15 protein-coding genes are annotated in these 14,620 nt (G+C 55.5%); 9 read left to right on the top strand and 6 right to left on the bottom strand.

Annotated elements, in window-relative coordinates:
• Positions 1 to 87: 87 nt before the first annotated feature.
• The gene (locus QW772_04605) at positions 88 to 1,608 is read left to right on the top strand and encodes an alpha-glucosidase/alpha-galactosidase (GenBank protein ID MEM0038187.1); all 1,521 of its coding nucleotides are present in this window, start codon (positions 88 to 90) and stop codon (positions 1,606 to 1,608) included.
• Between the two features lie 53 nt (positions 1,609 to 1,661).
• Here the strand turns inward: QW772_04605 and QW772_04600 are convergent, their stop codons facing one another.
• Entirely contained in the window at positions 1,662 to 2,945 is a 1,284-nt protein-coding gene (locus QW772_04600) for a M20 family metallo-hydrolase (protein ID MEM0038186.1), read from the bottom strand.
• Between the two features lie 97 nt (positions 2,946 to 3,042).
• Between QW772_04600 and bgaS the strand changes: the two genes are divergently transcribed.
• The 4 genes from bgaS to QW772_04580 all read left to right on the top strand — a co-directional run bounded on the left by bgaS (position 3,043) and on the right by QW772_04580 (position 6,591).
• Positions 3,043 to 4,488, top strand: coding sequence for a beta-galactosidase BgaS (bgaS, locus tag QW772_04595; GenBank protein MEM0038185.1), 1,446 nt, complete (start codon positions 3,043 to 3,045; stop codon positions 4,486 to 4,488).
• Positions 4,489 to 4,534: 46 nt separating this feature from the next.
• Positions 4,535 to 4,687 (top strand): hypothetical protein, encoded by a 153-nt coding sequence (locus QW772_04590; protein ID MEM0038184.1) that lies wholly within the window; start codon positions 4,535 to 4,537, stop codon positions 4,685 to 4,687.
• Positions 4,684 to 6,036 (top strand): MFS transporter, encoded by a 1,353-nt coding sequence (locus QW772_04585; GenBank protein MEM0038183.1) that lies wholly within the window; start codon positions 4,684 to 4,686, stop codon positions 6,034 to 6,036. Before QW772_04590 ends, QW772_04585 begins: the two co-directional genes overlap by 4 nt.
• A 189-nt stretch (positions 6,037 to 6,225) precedes the next feature.
• Positions 6,226 to 6,591, top strand: a complete 366-nt coding sequence (locus QW772_04580; GenBank protein ID MEM0038182.1) for a hypothetical protein — start codon at positions 6,226 to 6,228, stop codon at positions 6,589 to 6,591.
• 296 nt (positions 6,592 to 6,887) lie between these two features.
• On the opposite strand, the gene QW772_04575 is transcribed toward QW772_04580, so the two are convergent.
• Entirely contained in the window at positions 6,888 to 7,628 is a 741-nt protein-coding gene (locus QW772_04575; protein ID MEM0038181.1) for a DUF169 domain-containing protein, read from the bottom strand.
• Between the two features lie 154 nt (positions 7,629 to 7,782).
• On the opposite strand from QW772_04575, the gene QW772_04570 reads away from it, so the two are divergent.
• Positions 7,783 to 8,631, top strand: coding sequence for a M55 family metallopeptidase (locus QW772_04570; protein MEM0038180.1), 849 nt, complete (start codon positions 7,783 to 7,785; stop codon positions 8,629 to 8,631).
• A 64-nt stretch (positions 8,632 to 8,695) separates the two neighbouring features.
• Here QW772_04570 and QW772_04565 read toward each other — a convergent pair whose 3' ends face one another.
• The 4 genes from QW772_04565 to QW772_04550 form a co-directional block, all read right to left on the bottom strand.
• Entirely contained in the window at positions 8,696 to 10,000 is a 1,305-nt protein-coding gene (locus tag QW772_04565) for a TRAP transporter large permease subunit (protein MEM0038179.1), read from the bottom strand.
• Between the two features lie 10 nt (positions 10,001 to 10,010).
• Positions 10,011 to 10,493, bottom strand: coding sequence for a TRAP transporter small permease subunit (locus QW772_04560; GenBank protein MEM0038178.1), 483 nt, complete (start codon positions 10,491 to 10,493; stop codon positions 10,011 to 10,013).
• 44 nt (positions 10,494 to 10,537) lie between these two features.
• Positions 10,538 to 11,203 carry a TRAP transporter substrate-binding protein DctP gene (gene dctP, locus QW772_04555; GenBank protein ID MEM0038177.1) on the bottom strand — a complete coding sequence of 222 codons (666 nt, stop codon included), beginning with the start codon at positions 11,201 to 11,203 and terminating at the stop codon, positions 10,538 to 10,540.
• A gap of 219 nt (positions 11,204 to 11,422) precedes the next feature.
• Entirely contained in the window at positions 11,423 to 11,662 is a 240-nt protein-coding gene (locus QW772_04550) for a hypothetical protein (GenBank protein MEM0038176.1), read from the bottom strand.
• 298 nt (positions 11,663 to 11,960) lie between these two features.
• Between QW772_04550 and QW772_04545 the strand changes: the two genes are divergently transcribed.
• From QW772_04545 to hflX, 3 genes are all read left to right on the top strand, one after another.
• Positions 11,961 to 12,782 (top strand): carbon-nitrogen hydrolase family protein, encoded by an 822-nt coding sequence (locus QW772_04545; protein ID MEM0038175.1) that lies wholly within the window; start codon positions 11,961 to 11,963, stop codon positions 12,780 to 12,782.
• A 150-nt stretch (positions 12,783 to 12,932) separates the two neighbouring features.
• Positions 12,933 to 13,490, top strand: coding sequence for a multiprotein bridging factor aMBF1 (locus tag QW772_04540; protein MEM0038174.1), 558 nt, complete (start codon positions 12,933 to 12,935; stop codon positions 13,488 to 13,490).
• 3 nt (positions 13,491 to 13,493) lie between these two features.
• Positions 13,494 to 14,609, top strand: coding sequence for a GTPase HflX (gene hflX, locus QW772_04535; protein ID MEM0038173.1), 1,116 nt, complete (start codon positions 13,494 to 13,496; stop codon positions 14,607 to 14,609).
• Positions 14,610 to 14,620 lie beyond the last annotated feature (11 nt).

Here is a 14,620-nt window from a genome sequence, read left to right as displayed (position 1 = left end):
CCCTGAGCACCTCCCACACACCCCACAGAGTTTCCCCACCCAATATAATTCCCGCAGTGCCGTAATTTTACTTGGAGGAGTGTTTGCGTGGAGCGTTTGAAGGTAGCCTTCATAGGCGCGGGCAGCGCCGTCTGGTCTAACAGCATTGTGAGAGACATCCTAATCAAGGAAGAGTTAAGGAACGCGGTGGACATATGGCTTATGGACGTGTCGCCGTGGAGGCTTGACGTCATCTACAACTTCTCGAGGAGGTACGCGGAGGAGCTAGGGGTTAAAGCCGGGGTTTACAGGACAGCGGACATCAGGGAGGCGGTCAAGGATGCGGACTTCGTCGTGAACTCAGCCATGGCCGGCGGGCACGACTACTACGAGTTGATGAGGGAAGTCTCGGAGAGGCACGGGTATTACCGCGGCGTGAACAGCGTGGAGTGGAACTACGTCTCCGACTATCACACGATATGGGGGTACTACCAGTTCAAGCTCTTTACCGAGATCCTGAGGAATGTGGAGGAGCTGGCCCCCGACGCGTGGCTCATAAACGTGGCCAACCCCGTCTTCGAACTCACCACACTGGCCGGTAGGGTGAGCAAGGTCAGAACCGTCGGGCTTTGCCACGGTCATCTGGGTTACTTGAGGTCGGCGGTCCTCGCCCTCGGCATGAGGCTTGCTAGGAAGAGGCTCGCGGTTAATGTGGTTCCTGAATGCGGGGCCGGCGACCTAAAGTGCTACGCAACGGTGGCAGGCCTGATAGACTGGAGGGAGCTCGAGGTCGAGATCGCTGGGTTCAACCACCTAGTGTGGCTGACGAAGTTCAAATACGAAGGGGAGGACGCCTACGAGTACCTCGGTGACTGGGTGAGGGAGGACTCCGAGGCGTACTGGAGGGCTTGGAGAGAGAGTGTTGACGACCCGTTTGAGGTGGACCTAGCGCCGGCGGCGATAGACATGTACACTACCTACGGCCTCCTCCCAGTAGGGGATGCAGTCAGAGCCGGTACGTGGAAGTACCATTGGGATCTAAAGACCAAGCAGTACTGGTACGGCCCCTACGGAGGCCCGGACTCGGAGGTGGGGTGGGCCATGTACACAGCCGACCTGAAGAGGCGCCTGCGTGAGCTGGCCGTCAACGTGCTCGACTGGAGCACCCCCCTAACACGTAGGTACCCGCCGGTGACCAGCGGTGAGTCAGTCGTGGAGATCATCGAGGCCATCGCGACAGGGGTTCCTAAGGATCACTACCACCTCCACATACCCGTACCCGGAGCGCCACCGATACCGGTGCCCATACAGGTCAACACGTTAAACAAGGACGTAATGTTTGGTGTGCCCAGCGACGTCACCGTCGAAGTGCCGGCCGTAGTTGACGGGAAGGGTGTTCACGGGAAGCCCGTGACGACCCTCCCTACCAAAATAATGAAGTACGCGATGATGCCCAGACTTATGAGGGCTGAGTGGGCTTTAGAGGCGTTCCGAACCGGCGGCAGAGACCACCTCCTCAACTGGCTGATAGTGGATGTGAGGACCAAGAGCACCAAGCAGGTCGAGGAGGCGATAGACGCCCTGCTTAAGCTGCCGGGGAATGAGGAGATGGCTAAGCACTTCAGCTGAGTCCTCAACACCCGCGCCCCGAACCCCGCGGAGTCAACGATGTCGAGGGAAAATCACACCTTCAGCATGAGATAAGCCATTACCCTGGCGTCCGCGAGCATGTTATCTACCTTCGCGTACTCGTTCGGCATGTGGGCCGTCTCATCCACCGTGGACCACACTGCGGCCGGCACGCCGATCCTCCTGAAGAAAGCCGCCACAGTCCCTCCCCCAATTCCGCCAACTCTTGGCTCGATCCCTCTGAGAGTCCTTAATGCCTCAACCAGCGCCTTGACGATCGGGGAGTCCGGCGGGGTTGGCGGGGCGGCGTCAGACCTCCTAATGACCTCTACCTCGAGCTGCGGGTAGGTGTCCCCACCGCTCCTCCTCCCATACACTGTCCTAAGTACGTGGAACACGTCATCCATATCCTTCAGCAGGTCGTCTACACTGTACTCCGGCAGGATCCTGCAGTCAAACACCACCTCATGCTCTCCCGGGATTATGTTGGGGGACCCACAAGGGTTCTTAACCATCGTCGGCTCGCACGTAGTCATTGGCGGGTCGAACAGCGGATCCACCCTACCGTACTTCTCCCTCACGAGCCTGTCCAGCAGCACTATATACTCAGCCGCAACCCTCTGTGAGTTCAAGCCCCTGTGCGGCATGCTGCCGTGTGCCTGAAGCCCCTTAAACCTGAGTCTGGCCCAGAGGCTGGACTTCTCAGCAACCTCTATGAAGCCTCCGTCGCTCTCACCAGCGTCCGGCACCAACGCCACATCGCTCGACCCGAATAGCTCCGGATGGTTTCTGATGAGGTACTCGATGCCGTGCTTAGAGCCGGCCTCCTCGTCGCTGACCAGCGCCAGCGCTACCGTCCTCCTAGGTTTGACCCCCTCCTCCAGCAGGGCCTTAGCCGCCATCAGTGAGGCAACCATAGACTGCCCGTTGTCCTCGCTGCCCCTGCCATAGATCTTGGAATCCCTGACGATCGGCTCGAAGGGCTTCGTAACGACCCACGCGTTCAAATCCCCTGGAGGCACTACGTCCAGATGTGTGAGGATCCAAAGCTTGTCCTCCACCTCCCCCCTTATGTAGGCCACTATGTTCGGCCGGACGCCGTTCTTGGAGCGGGCGTCCGGCACGTTAATCACCCTCACGTCACTGAAGCCCCACGACCTGATCTCCTCCAGGAGGAACGCGGCCTTATCGTACTCGCCCTCCCCGCCAAAGGAGGGGTTAACGGCAGGCCTTCGAACGATCTCGGACAGGAGGTTAACAGCGTAATCCTGAAGTGAGTCCACCCTGCTTAGAACACGCTTCAGCGGTGAATCCATCACGTACGCACCTACAGACATCCTACCGTATTCAGCATAAAAAAGCTTGCTTCCTCCTTCACCCATTCGAGGTGACTATATATTGGGGTTCCACGTAAGGTATACTTGGTGTGCCTTATTGAGGCTTCCTGACCGCTTCCTATTCGGGTTCAGTGAGGCCGGGTTTCAGTTTGAGATGGGTTTTCCAGGCCTTGAGGATGCCCACAGTGATTGGTGGGTGTGGGTTCACGATCCCGACAACATCGCTTCAGGAGTCGTTAGCGGGCATTTACCTGAGGACGGGCCAGGTTATCTCCGGCTGTATAGGTCGGACCACGAGATTGCGAGGGGGCTCGGCGCCAACGCTTTAAGGCTGGGCGTGGAGTGGAGCCGCCTCTTCCCTGAATCCACCCGTGACGTCCCAGCGAGTGTTGAGAAGGATGAGGAGGGGGGTGTGACCAGAGTTGACTTGAGTGAGGGAGGTGTGAAGGCCCTGCTCGAGAAGGTGAATATGAGTGCTGTTGAGCGGTATAGGATGCTGTTCAGGGACTGGGTTGAGAGGGGCGGTAAGCTGATACTGAACCTAAATCACTTCACCCTCCCACTGTGGCTCCACAACCCCGTGGAGTTCAGGAGGGACCCCGTCACAGCCTTGTCCGGCTGGCTGAACGAGAACATAATCCCCGAGTTCGTCAAGTACGCGTATGCAGTAGCTCGCCTTTTCGACGAGTACGTCGACATGTGGAGCACCATGAATGAACCTAACGTCGTGGCCACTGCCGGATACCTGAACGTCAGGTCAGGGTTCCCGCCCGGCATCCCGAGCATGAACTACGTATTCCAAGCGCTTAGGAACGAGGTCGTGGCTCACGCACGTGCGTACGATATACTGAAGGAGGTGTCCGGAAAGCCTGTCGGAGTCATACAGAATTTCATGTGCTTCGAGCCCTCCAGCATGGACAGGCCTGAGGACGCCTCGGCGGCCGAAACCGCCAGTACTATGTACAATTACCTGTTCCTGGACTCGGTCACGAAGGGTGAGTCGATGCTGGCGAGCTCCGACTCGCTAAGAGGAAGGGTGGATTGGATAGGCGTGAACTACTACACGAGAATGGTGGTCTCCGGCGTTAAGGGCGCCTTCACGGGTTGGACTTACGTACCCGGCTACGGCTTCATCTGCCAGCCAGGCGGGGTCAGCAGGGACGGGAGACCCTGCAGCGACTTCGGGTGGGAGGTCTACCCTGAGGGTCTGGAGAGAGTGCTTGCAGAGGCTTACGAGAGGTACAAGCTACCCCTAATAGTGAGTGAGAACGGGGTGGCTGACGCGACCGACAGGCTGAGGCCCTCATACCTGCTGACCCACCTAATCAGTACGGCGAAAGCCATTGAGAGAGGCGCTGACGTGAGGGGTTACCTACATTGGGCCTTAACAGATAATTACGAGTGGGCCTCAGGCTTCAACATGAGGTTCGGCCTCGTTAAAGTGGACTTCGGGTCTAAGAGGAGATACCTAAGACCCAGCGCGCTCCTCTACAGGGAGATCGCCTCTAGGAAGGAGATACCTGAGGAGCTGCTGTTCGTGTAGCGATTCCACATCGAGAATGATTAGAGATGTGGGTGTGGTGTGTTTGATGGATCCGCCATCCCTCTACGCCGTTGACAGGTTCCGTATTGGGTACGTGTACATGTGGATGCTATGGAGACCCGCCCACCACGAGGGTGGTGGGCCGGTTAAGGAGGTCCTCGGGCCCGGAACCTTACTTGATTGCGGGGTGGTTGCATGAGTGGACGAGGGGTAGTCATATTCTTCCTCGTGGCCTCGTTAATGATGCTGTATGCTGATGAAAACCTCGTCGCCCCAATGTTGACCAGGCTTAGGGAGGACGGCATGATCATCGGCGGGGAGGCTGAGTGGTACATCTATGCTGGGATGGTGGGGACTATACCCGTTCTGGCCGGCATCGCCACGACGTTTCTGTGGGGTTACTTGGCCGACAGGCTGAGCAGGAGGATCCTCTTCGCGGTGGCTGTTCTGGCCGGTGAGATCCCCTGCTTCCTCACGGGCTTCGTGAGGAACTACTACGAACTCCTCCTGTTGAGGGCCCTCACGGGAATAGGCATAAACGGCGCCGCACCGGTGGCTAGGGCGCTCGTGTCCGACCTGTACCCCCCGCACGAGAGGGGGAAGGGGTACGCATTATACAACTTCAGCACGGGCTTCGGGGTGTTGGTAGGCATGATGATGGCTGGGACGGCCCTCTCGATGAGGGTCAGCTGGAGGGTGCCCTTCATGCTTGCGGCAGCCCCGAACTTCGTGCTCGCACCTCTGTTCCTCATCCTAATCAAGGAGATCGGGGTGGGGTATGCGGAACCGGAGCTTAAGAGAATGTACGACTCTGGGCTGGGGTACAGGTACAGGATTAGGTTGAGGGAGTTCGTCCTAGCACTTGCTTCAACACCGACCCTTATATTCATTTACCTGCAGGGGGTTCCGGGCACATTCCCGTGGGGCGCCATACCCTACTGGGCCCCCACGTTCTTCCAGGAGAGGTGGGGTCTTTCTGAGGCTACCTCCACACTCATAGTTTTCGCCGCTGGATTAGGCATGATGGTAGGCTACTTCGCCGGTGGGTTACTCTCTGACAGGTTGCTTAGGCTGGGGTTCGAAAACGGGAGGTTAGTCGTAGCCTTCACGGGAGTGTTGCTGGGCACTCTAACGATGGTGGCGTTGCTGTCATACCCCTACCCCTACGGCAATGAATCGTTGAATGCGCTGCTTCCAGTGGTGGTTCTCGGGCTGGTTGGAATGGTTTTCGTCACTTGGGCAGCCCCCAACGTGCCGGCAGTCTTAAGCGAGGTCTCCCTACCGGAGCATAGAGGGACTATCTTCGGCCTGTTCAACATAACTGATAACATAGGGTCGGCGTTCGGCCCCACCATAGCGAGCCTCTTAATGACGTTCTTCCTCAGCACCGGGATCCCGGAACCTAACAACATGCTGTACGGGATGATCGCAATAAGCCTGTTCTGGGTGCCGTGCGCCCTCCTCTGGCTCCCGGCGCTCAAAACGTACGTTAAGGACAAGACCAAGATCAAGGAGATCCTTGCTAAGAGAAGTGTTGGACTACCTTAACTAGCCTCAGATCCGCCAAGGCAACGCACTCGCCACAGCGATTAAGGGGTGAGATGAAGATTGAGTTGCGTTCATGTTTGAAGCGTCTTCTCAAGGAGGTTCTCAGCGACCGCGTGGTCCTCTAGTCCATGTTGGCTTTAAAGCAGCATATTTATTGAGGCTTTATCGTAATATTATAGTGGTGGTTCAATGAGCTTCATCCCACCCTTCATCCTCAGGAGGCTGTACGTTAAGGGAAGCCTGACCAACGTTGAGAGCGGCTTTCAATTCACTCTAACTAACTCGTTAGGCGATGCAACGCTCGTCAAGCCCCTGAGCTTAGCCGTTGACGAACAGCCCCTCGACCCTGCAAGGGTGAAGCTCCTGTCCGAGGGGAAGGTCATTCCTAACTCCGAGATATCCGAGACGAATCCGGTCGACTTCCGCGTTAACTCCTCCGCCACGATCGTAGTGGAGGGATTAAGGCTCCAGCCAGGCGAGCACAGGATAGTCATCTCAAGCTCTGCTAGGGGGTACGGGGATATAAGGTTCGAGATTAAGGACGTCGTCAAGTAGTCCTAGGGACTAATGCAGGGGTCAGTGCTCATCAGCTGAAGCCCTCGCATTCCAGGCTGGGCGGACCGACTGCTTAGAGGATCCCATACTGAGGATGCGACAAACCACCTCCCATCGACCGCCTCAACCACTCTAATTTACTTAAATCACGCAACTTAGTAAGGTTGGGTCTCCATAACATCATGTGGTGTTTGGGTTCCAGAAGGACCTAACCCCCCAATAAGGATTCTGGATGGGGTCCGCAGTTAGCATGTTGAATTTGAAAGAATATAAAAACCGCTTCCTAGGGTGGGGGCTTACCTCCTTATTAGGTAGGTCAGCGGGTGGTCTGATGCTGGCGGGGTCATCAGCATCTGGTAGACGGCTGGCGGGTACCTTAGGTTAACGGTCTTCAGTCGATTGAGGGTTGCCTGTAGCTCCTCCACCCTCATACCCAGCCAGAGCTCGTCGTCCTGCGCTTCAGCTATAGCCCTCGCACCGCCGCAGGGCAACGTCAGCCACGGAGTCCTGCCCTTCGCGGTGGTGGCTACTATTTCGCAGGCCGCGTGCCCGTTGAAGTCCGACGCGGGCTTGACGCCGGTGCTGTCGAAATACCCTACGAGGAGTAGATATGCTTGGGTTGAGTTGGCCACTAGCAACACACCGTCTGGGTCCAGCCTCAGCTTGTTGAATTGCTTGAGGGGTGCGAAGACTCCTGACTTATACTTTCCTGCGGGGAGGGCGTGGACCCCCTCCACGAGCTTCTTGAAGAGCTCCTCACTGTACGCGAAGCCCTTAACCCACCTCATCATCAGATCCTCTGAGGGGGTCTTGAAGCCCAAGATGTATGTTCCTACAACGCACGCGTCAACATTATCGCCGTTAACGCCTACAGTCATGCCATATACAGCCGCCAGTTTAATGACTTGGCATAGGGCCAAGTTCTTACTCAGGTAGGGAACCCCCTTAATGACGTCCTCGGAGAGTTTGAACCCGACCGGATCCCCCTTAAGTCTTAGCAGGTTTACGGCCTCGTTATGCAGTGCTTCATAATCCATTAACCTTTACACCTACACATACTTAACAAGCCAGCGAATATAAGGGTTCACCGCGTTGCCGTTCCCATCCTAGATTGTTGTAGGTCTTGGTAGCATACGCTCCGAAGTCGCTTTTAACGCCTGACCCAACTTATACCTGGTAGGTGTTTTGGGCATGCCTGGTGGTAGGGCTTTCGTGTCAGTGGATTTAGAGGGCCTGCCTTACGTCGTGAGCAGGCTTCACCTGACCCCCGGTAAGACTCTTTGGGAAGAGGCTAGGAGGGTTGTTACCAGAGTGGTCGTGAAGGCGTGTGAGGTGCTGAGGGGAAGCGGGTTTGAGGAGGTTGTTGTGGCCGACAGCCACGGGGACATGGTTAACATTGAGGTGGGGGAGCTCCCAGAATACGTGACCATAGTCAGGGGCTATCCGAGACCCACTTCAATGGTCGCTGGTGCCGAGGGTAGTGACGTGGCCCTGATGCTCGGGTATCACGCAGGCTACGGAACCCCTAGAGCCACTTTCGATCACACATACAGCGGGGCGGTCATCAGGTCCGTGGAGTTCAATGGGATCAGGTCCAGTGAGTACCTCATCAACGCTTCGGCGCTGGGTCATCTAGGCATACCGGTCATATTCCTAGCGGGCGATGAGAAGCTGGGTGAGGAGGTAGCGAGGTACACGCCCTGGGTCACGTTCGTCCCGCTGAAGAAGTCCCTCAGCAGGTACTCAGCAGCCAGCCCGTCCCTAACCAAGATACTTCAGGAGCTTGAATCCGGTCTTAAGAGGGCGGCGAGGGCCTACGCCGAGGGCTTGGTGAGGCCCCTTAACGTGGGGACGCCCGTTAAGGTCAGGCTGGTGCTTCACGAGAGCGGGTTCGCGGATGTAGCTGAGTACCTGCCGTTGGTTAGGAGGGTTGACGGCGTGACGGTGGAGTACGAGGCCAAAGATCCTGTGGAGGCTTACAGGATCTTGGAGTTGCTGGTTATGGCGTCGCACGGACTGAGGCTTGCCGTCGAGAAGTGACATTAATCTAACCTAGGGAGAGATAAAAAACTTCCTCACGCTCTTTCCTGACCGCGGGTTAGAATCAGGTTCCTGTGAAGAGTCTTACAAAGAACATCGGGATCTCAGGAATCATTATACCCACTATCGTAGTTGCCACCATTATTAGCAGGAACGGTGGGGTTGACTTATAGATGTCCTCCATCGATACATCGGGTCTTGCCCCCTTGAAGAGGAACATGGACATACCCACAGGCGGGGATATGAACCCCGTTAACAGGATGGTGCAGAATATGATCCCCCACCAGACAGGGTTGTAGCCAAGAGCTACTATGGCCGGTGCTAGTATGGGCCCCGCTATCATGGCTATAGAGGTCGTGTCGATAAACATGCCCAAGATAAACACCAATGCCAGAGCGACTATTAGTGCGGATATCCTGGCCTCAGGTAATGAGGTCATGAAGTCCACCACCATCCTCCTGCCGCCGATGCCGCTGAAGACGGATCCAAAGGCAAGGCCGCCGGAGGCTATCCAGCACACCATCGCGGTGAGCCTAGTGGTGGTGATCAGCGAGTTGGTTAGCGCCTTCCTGTTCAGCTTCCTCCTAGCGACCGCGTACATCAACGTCAGCAACGCGCCAACGCCGGCAGCCTCAGTCGGCGTAGCCATCCCGCTGTATATCGAGCCTAAAGTCCCAACTATGATTACAGTCGGGCCTATGAGTCCCTTAGTGGCTTGTAGCTTCTCCTTCAACGTGTACTTCACCTCAAGCACCGGCACCTCGTCCTTGTGGAGGTGGGACCATATGAGTACGTACGCTATGCCTAGCAGGGTCATCACTATGCCCATGCCTAGACCGCCGGCGAACAACTTGCCCACCGAGACCCCTGTCATCGTTCCGTAGATCACCATGTTAAGGCTAGGAGGTATTAGCTGGGGCAAAGACCCGGCGAACACGATCGTGCCTATCGAGACCCTCCGCGGGTAGTTGTACTTCTCCATCATGGGGTAGACAAGCATTGCGAGGGTTACCATGCCCGCCGCCGCTACACCGGACATGGCACCTATAGCGGCCCCCAGGATCACGGAGATGACCAGGAGCGAGCCCCTTATCCCTCCTAACCATTTGTACAGAGCTTCATACCTCTCATCGACCAACTCGCACTCCTCAAGCAATGCAGACATTAGGATGAACGGGATTATTGAGACGAGTGCCCAGTTGTTCATGGTGCTCCATATGCCCTGGAAGATTATGTCGAGGCTCGTCAACCCCCACGCAGCCAGCCCGAACACAATGGCGGTTATGAATAGAGCGAAGGCTACAGGTATGTTTAAAGCGAGCAGTACGACTAGGAATAGGAACATGAAGATTGGGAGCGGTATTTCCATCGTACATCACCTACTTCCTCTTCCGCACGGTCTTCACGAGGAGTGAAGACGCCTGAAGTACGGCTAAAATTAGGGCAAAAACTAGGATCCACTTATACCACCAGATGGGCGGGGCGAAGACCGGCATGGTTGAGCCCATCTCCCACATCAATGTCGACCTCCAGGATAGGACGACGGTGTTGGGCAGTATAGCGATGCAGCAGGCAATTATGGAGAGCAGGGAAAGTATATCAAGCGCGTGTTTGGCCTTAGGGGGGAGGTGCATGTACACTATGTCCATGCTTATGTGCCCCTTCGTAAGGAGCGTATATCCGAAACCGAAAAGGAAGACGATGCCCAGAATCCAGTTGGATATGAAGAAGACCCGCACGTCGGGCTCCCGTAGAAAATACCTGCAGATAACTCCGTAGGTGACCAGAAACGTCAGCACTAAGGCTAGGTATCCGTTCAAAAAAGCTAGCTTTGTGCTTAGCTTGTCAACCAGGTTAGCCATTATATCAGTCCCTCAGCCCGCAACGCGTTCTCGAGGGCTCTAGCTCATTCCGCATATCCTAAGTCGTTCCAAGCCTTAGCTAGCCTCACTATAAAGTCTTTCGCGTCGGCATGTTGCTTGGCGAGCCCTACGTATATGTCCATGCTTACACTTATAATCTTCTTACACTCCTCGGGGGAGAGCACAGTGATCTCAGCCCCTGCATTCTCCCAGAGTTGCCTCCCTCTTAGTTCAGCCATGGAGTATGTGCGCTCGATCCCCCACGTGTAGGCGGCCTTAGCAGCACCCTTAACTATCTCCTTCAGGTCGTCGGGCAGGTTGTTCCAGGAGTTGGGGTTGAGTATGAGTATGCTGTCAGGGTACGCCCCAGAATGTAACGAGTACCCAGGCGGTGCCTCAAGAACATACTTAGCTACCTCGTGATAGCCCAGTATGTAGTCAGCCTCGTAATCACCCCACTCGAGAGCGTCTATAGTGCCCAACTGCAATGCCTGGTAAATCTCGCCCGCCGTCAGAGTGACGACCTTCGCCCCCAGCTTCTCGTAGATCTTGGCTGAGAGGCCTGCCGTCCTTATTATCTTGCCCTTGATATCGTCGAGAGTCCTTATTGGCACCCTGCTCACAAGCACCTCCGAGGGAACTATGTCGAGAGGTCCGACCAGCAGCACGCCGCGGGCCTCGATGTGCTTCCTTAAGATGTCCTGTAGCACGGTATATGTACAGGGCGTCGTCCGGCGTTCTCTGAGGTCCTGGAATACTGGCGCCCAACGCCATGACTGGGTCCTCAGCCACCCAGTACCCGAGGAATATGGCAGCCGCGTCAATTGTGCCCCTCGAAACCATGTCGAAGGTCTGAGGGACGGGGAAGAGCTCCCCGCCAGGATAAAGCTCTATAATCAGCCTCCCATTGGACATGTTCTTCACTAGATTCACGAAGTACTCTCCACGTCAAACCTCGGCTCGCCCGACGGGAACGCAGACACCATACGCCACTTGTAGACCGTTGAGGGAGTGCCCTGGGTCGCTGTCGTTGTGACCGTCGCAGTTTTCGTGGCCGTTACAGTCACTGTGGCAACCCCGGATGGCGGGGCTTGGGGGGCCGTTGCCGAACCAGCGAAGTAACCGGCAATACCTGCAACAACAATTAAGACTACTAAGACAATGCTCAACATGTTTGGCCTCTGAGACATTGATTATTCAACACAGAGATTTCAGGCTGAAATATAAAAGCCTTATTCTTGAAACAGTTTTTAACTCAAAATTCATGGAATAGTTAAGACTATTCAACACAGGTATGGAATACACATAATTTACTGCAACAAACCGTCATTAATCGAATTTCAATCTTCAACTTGGGGCATGACATGCGTCATCAATTCAATCCGGACTGTGTGGTGAGGCTTGACGCCTGCACGTTCTAGGTCGAATATTTAAACGGCCCCCATGACTTGTAGTGGTGGTTGTGATTTGACACGTGAGTTGAGGGTCGGGATACTTCAGTTCGGCGCTACGGCGAACAAAGAGGGTAACGTGGAGAAGGTGGGCAGGCTACTCAGGAGGGTTTCCGCTGATATAGTCGTTCTGCCTGAATACGCCGCGTTCAACATAGTCAGGTTGAGGCCGGAGGAGGCGTACGGGATGGCTGACGGCCTTGAAGGCGATTTCATCGCGTTCTTCAGGGGGCTGGCCCGCGAACACTCAACCTACTTCGTAACCACGACCTTCGAGAAGAGTCCTGAACCACCTAAGGTCTACAACACCGCAGTAATGATAGATCCGAGGGGTGAGGTAGTTGCCACGTACAGGAAGACGCACCTCTTCGACGCATACGGATACCGTGAGTCGGACTACATAATGCACGGCGACAGACCCTCACCAGTCGTGGACATCGGCAAGGCTAAGGTCGCCATGGCTATATGCTTCGATATAAGGTTCCCAGAACTCTTTCGAATCTACTCGACTGGCGGGGCTGACCTCATAACGATCTCCTCAGCATGGTTCAAGGGGCCTTTGAAGGAGGAGACCCTGTCCTTCCTGGCTAGGGCGAGGGCTCATGAGAACACGGTCTACGTGGCGGTGTCAGTACAGTACGGGGAGGACTACACCGGGAGGTCGGGACTGATAGATCCCTGGGGGACTCAGGTGCTTGACCTAGGGGTGGGGGAGAAGTACGTTGAGATCGACATAGACATGGATCTAGTGAATGAAGTCAGGCATCGACTCCCGTTACTGCAGTTAAGGAGATCCAACATGTACTGTGCAGGTCTATGCAAGAACGCTGAACGTTAGTCGCTAAGCTACCTCCGCATATAAACCCTGCAAGCACTTTTGCGAGACCTTCAAAACCTACCCCAGCAGGTCTGTATTTATCGCATCAAAAGCCATTAGATATGGTGGATGCTTAATAGTGTGTTTAGCGAGTATTGTAAGGGCTGGCTAATGAGTAGCGATATAACGTACTGTGAGATGTGTGGTAAGCCGATGAGGAAGAGGGAGGCTAACGTAGTGTACGTTGAGGGTGTGAGGCTTGTTTTATGTTCCTCGTGCCACGCTAAAGTAGGCAGGAGAGCCGTCGCTAACGAGGTTAGGGAGGTCACTCAGGAGGCCCGGAGAACAGAGCCCAGCAGAGCGAAGTCCGTAGCGCAACCCCCCTCCTCGAGGAGGGCGGGCGTTACGGGGGGTAAGCTGATAGAGGAATATGAAGTCGTCCCCGACTACCATGAGAGGGTTAGGAGGGCTAGGGAGATGCTCGGCTGGACTCAGAAGGTTCTAGCCGAGGCGGTCAAGGAGAGTGAGAACGTCATCAAGAGAATAGAGTCCGGACGCCTGGTACCCTCGCTGGAGCTGGCACGTAAGCTGGAGAAAACGCTCAAAACACAGCTGCTTGAGCCTGTTGCCGACAAGGGGGTGGAGGGGGTGAAGAGCGTCAAAAATGTTGAGAGGAGCCTCACCATCGGCGACGTGATGATTTTAAGAAAGAAGGGAGAGAAGGAGTGATTGATGGTTCGGAGGGCTTTACTGATCTCCAGAGAGGCCGACATGAGTGAGGCCATCTCACTTGCTGAGACCCTACATCTCAACGTCCTGAGGAAGTTCGAGCTACGCAATAACTACAGACCCGACAGGAACTACTTCCTCAACCCACGGCTACTGAATGAGGTTAAGGAGTTCCTTAACTCCGACTCGGGCAGCGCTGATGCGGTCTACATATATGAGGTCCTCCACCCTAGGCAGGTGGTGAACCTGACGAGGGAGCTGAGGCTCGAAGTCAAGGACAAGATACTGACAGTGCTTGAAATATTCGCGGAGCACGCCGGCTCTAGGGAGGCTAAGCTCCAGATAGAGATGGCTGAGATATCGCATCAGCTACCTATAGTCAAGGAATGGATAAGGAAGGCTAAGCTGGGGGAGCTTCCCGGCTTCATGGGACCTGGTGAGTACGCTACCGAGACCTACTACAACCACATGAGGAGGAGGCTCACTAAGATCAAGAGGGAGTTGAACGAGCTGAGGGTCAGGAGGGGTAGGGAGAGGGGCTTGAGGACCTCCAAGGGGTTCCCGCAAGTGGCGATCTCCGGCTACGCCAACGCTGGGAAGACCACCCTCTTCAACGCTTTGACCGGGTTAAGGAAGCCCGTAGGACCTGAGATGTTCACTACTGTGTCCCCTAAGGTTGGGGCGGCTAACGTGAACGGGTTGAGGGTTATGTTTGTCGATACGGTAGGCTTTGTGAGGGACTTACCGCACGAGGTCATCGAGGCCTTCTACGCGACGCTAGAGGAGATATCCCACTCAGACTTCACGATACTCATGATCGATTCGTCCGAGGCTCTAGACGTGATTAGAGGGAAGATGGAAGCGTCCCTGGACATACTGACGCGGGTTGGCTACTTCGGAAAGCCCCTCATAGTCGCTCTAAATAAAACGGACTTATGCGGTGACGTTAGGGCTGTAGAGGAGATGGTCAGGGACTACCTGGCGGCCAGGTACCTGTGGGAGTGGCGTGTCGTCCGGGTCTCGGCCCTCAGGGGGGAGGGGTTGGAGGAGTTGAGGCAGACCGTGCATGAACTACTCACACACAGAACTGTTGGGAGGACTTACATTAGGTTGCACTGACATGCTATAGG

Origin of the sequence: Zestosphaera sp., assembly GCA_038727705.1 — an archaeon.
Lineage (GTDB): Archaea > Thermoproteota > Thermoprotei_A > Sulfolobales > NBVN01 > Zestomicrobium.
Note: the sequence above shows the minus strand (reverse complement) of the source record. Positions and strands in the feature narration are given on the sequence as shown.

What these genes read in the sequence shown, in the direction of transcription:
- QW772_04600 (MEM0038186.1), bottom strand. Translation starts at nt 2,945, where the DNA reads ATGTCTGTAGGTGCGTACGTGATGGATTCACCGCTGAAGCGTGTTCTA.
- QW772_04590 (MEM0038184.1), top strand. Translation starts at nt 4,535, where the DNA reads ATGGATCCGCCATCCCTCTACGCCGTTGACAGGTTCCGTATTGGGTAC.
- QW772_04585 (MEM0038183.1), top strand. Translation starts at nt 4,684, where the DNA reads ATGAGTGGACGAGGGGTAGTCATATTCTTCCTCGTGGCCTCGTTAATG.
- QW772_04580 (MEM0038182.1), top strand. Translation starts at nt 6,226, where the DNA reads ATGAGCTTCATCCCACCCTTCATCCTCAGGAGGCTGTACGTTAAGGGA.
- QW772_04575 (MEM0038181.1), bottom strand. Translation starts at nt 7,628, where the DNA reads ATGGATTATGAAGCACTGCATAACGAGGCCGTAAACCTGCTAAGACTT.
- QW772_04570 (MEM0038180.1), top strand. Translation starts at nt 7,783, where the DNA reads ATGCCTGGTGGTAGGGCTTTCGTGTCAGTGGATTTAGAGGGCCTGCCT.
- QW772_04565 (MEM0038179.1), bottom strand. Translation starts at nt 10,000, where the DNA reads ATGGAAATACCGCTCCCAATCTTCATGTTCCTATTCCTAGTCGTACTG.
- QW772_04560 (MEM0038178.1), bottom strand. Translation starts at nt 10,493, where the DNA reads ATGGCTAACCTGGTTGACAAGCTAAGCACAAAGCTAGCTTTTTTGAAC.
- QW772_04540 (MEM0038174.1), top strand. Translation starts at nt 12,933, where the DNA reads ATGAGTAGCGATATAACGTACTGTGAGATGTGTGGTAAGCCGATGAGG.
- hflX (MEM0038173.1), top strand. Translation starts at nt 13,494, where the DNA reads ATGGTTCGGAGGGCTTTACTGATCTCCAGAGAGGCCGACATGAGTGAG.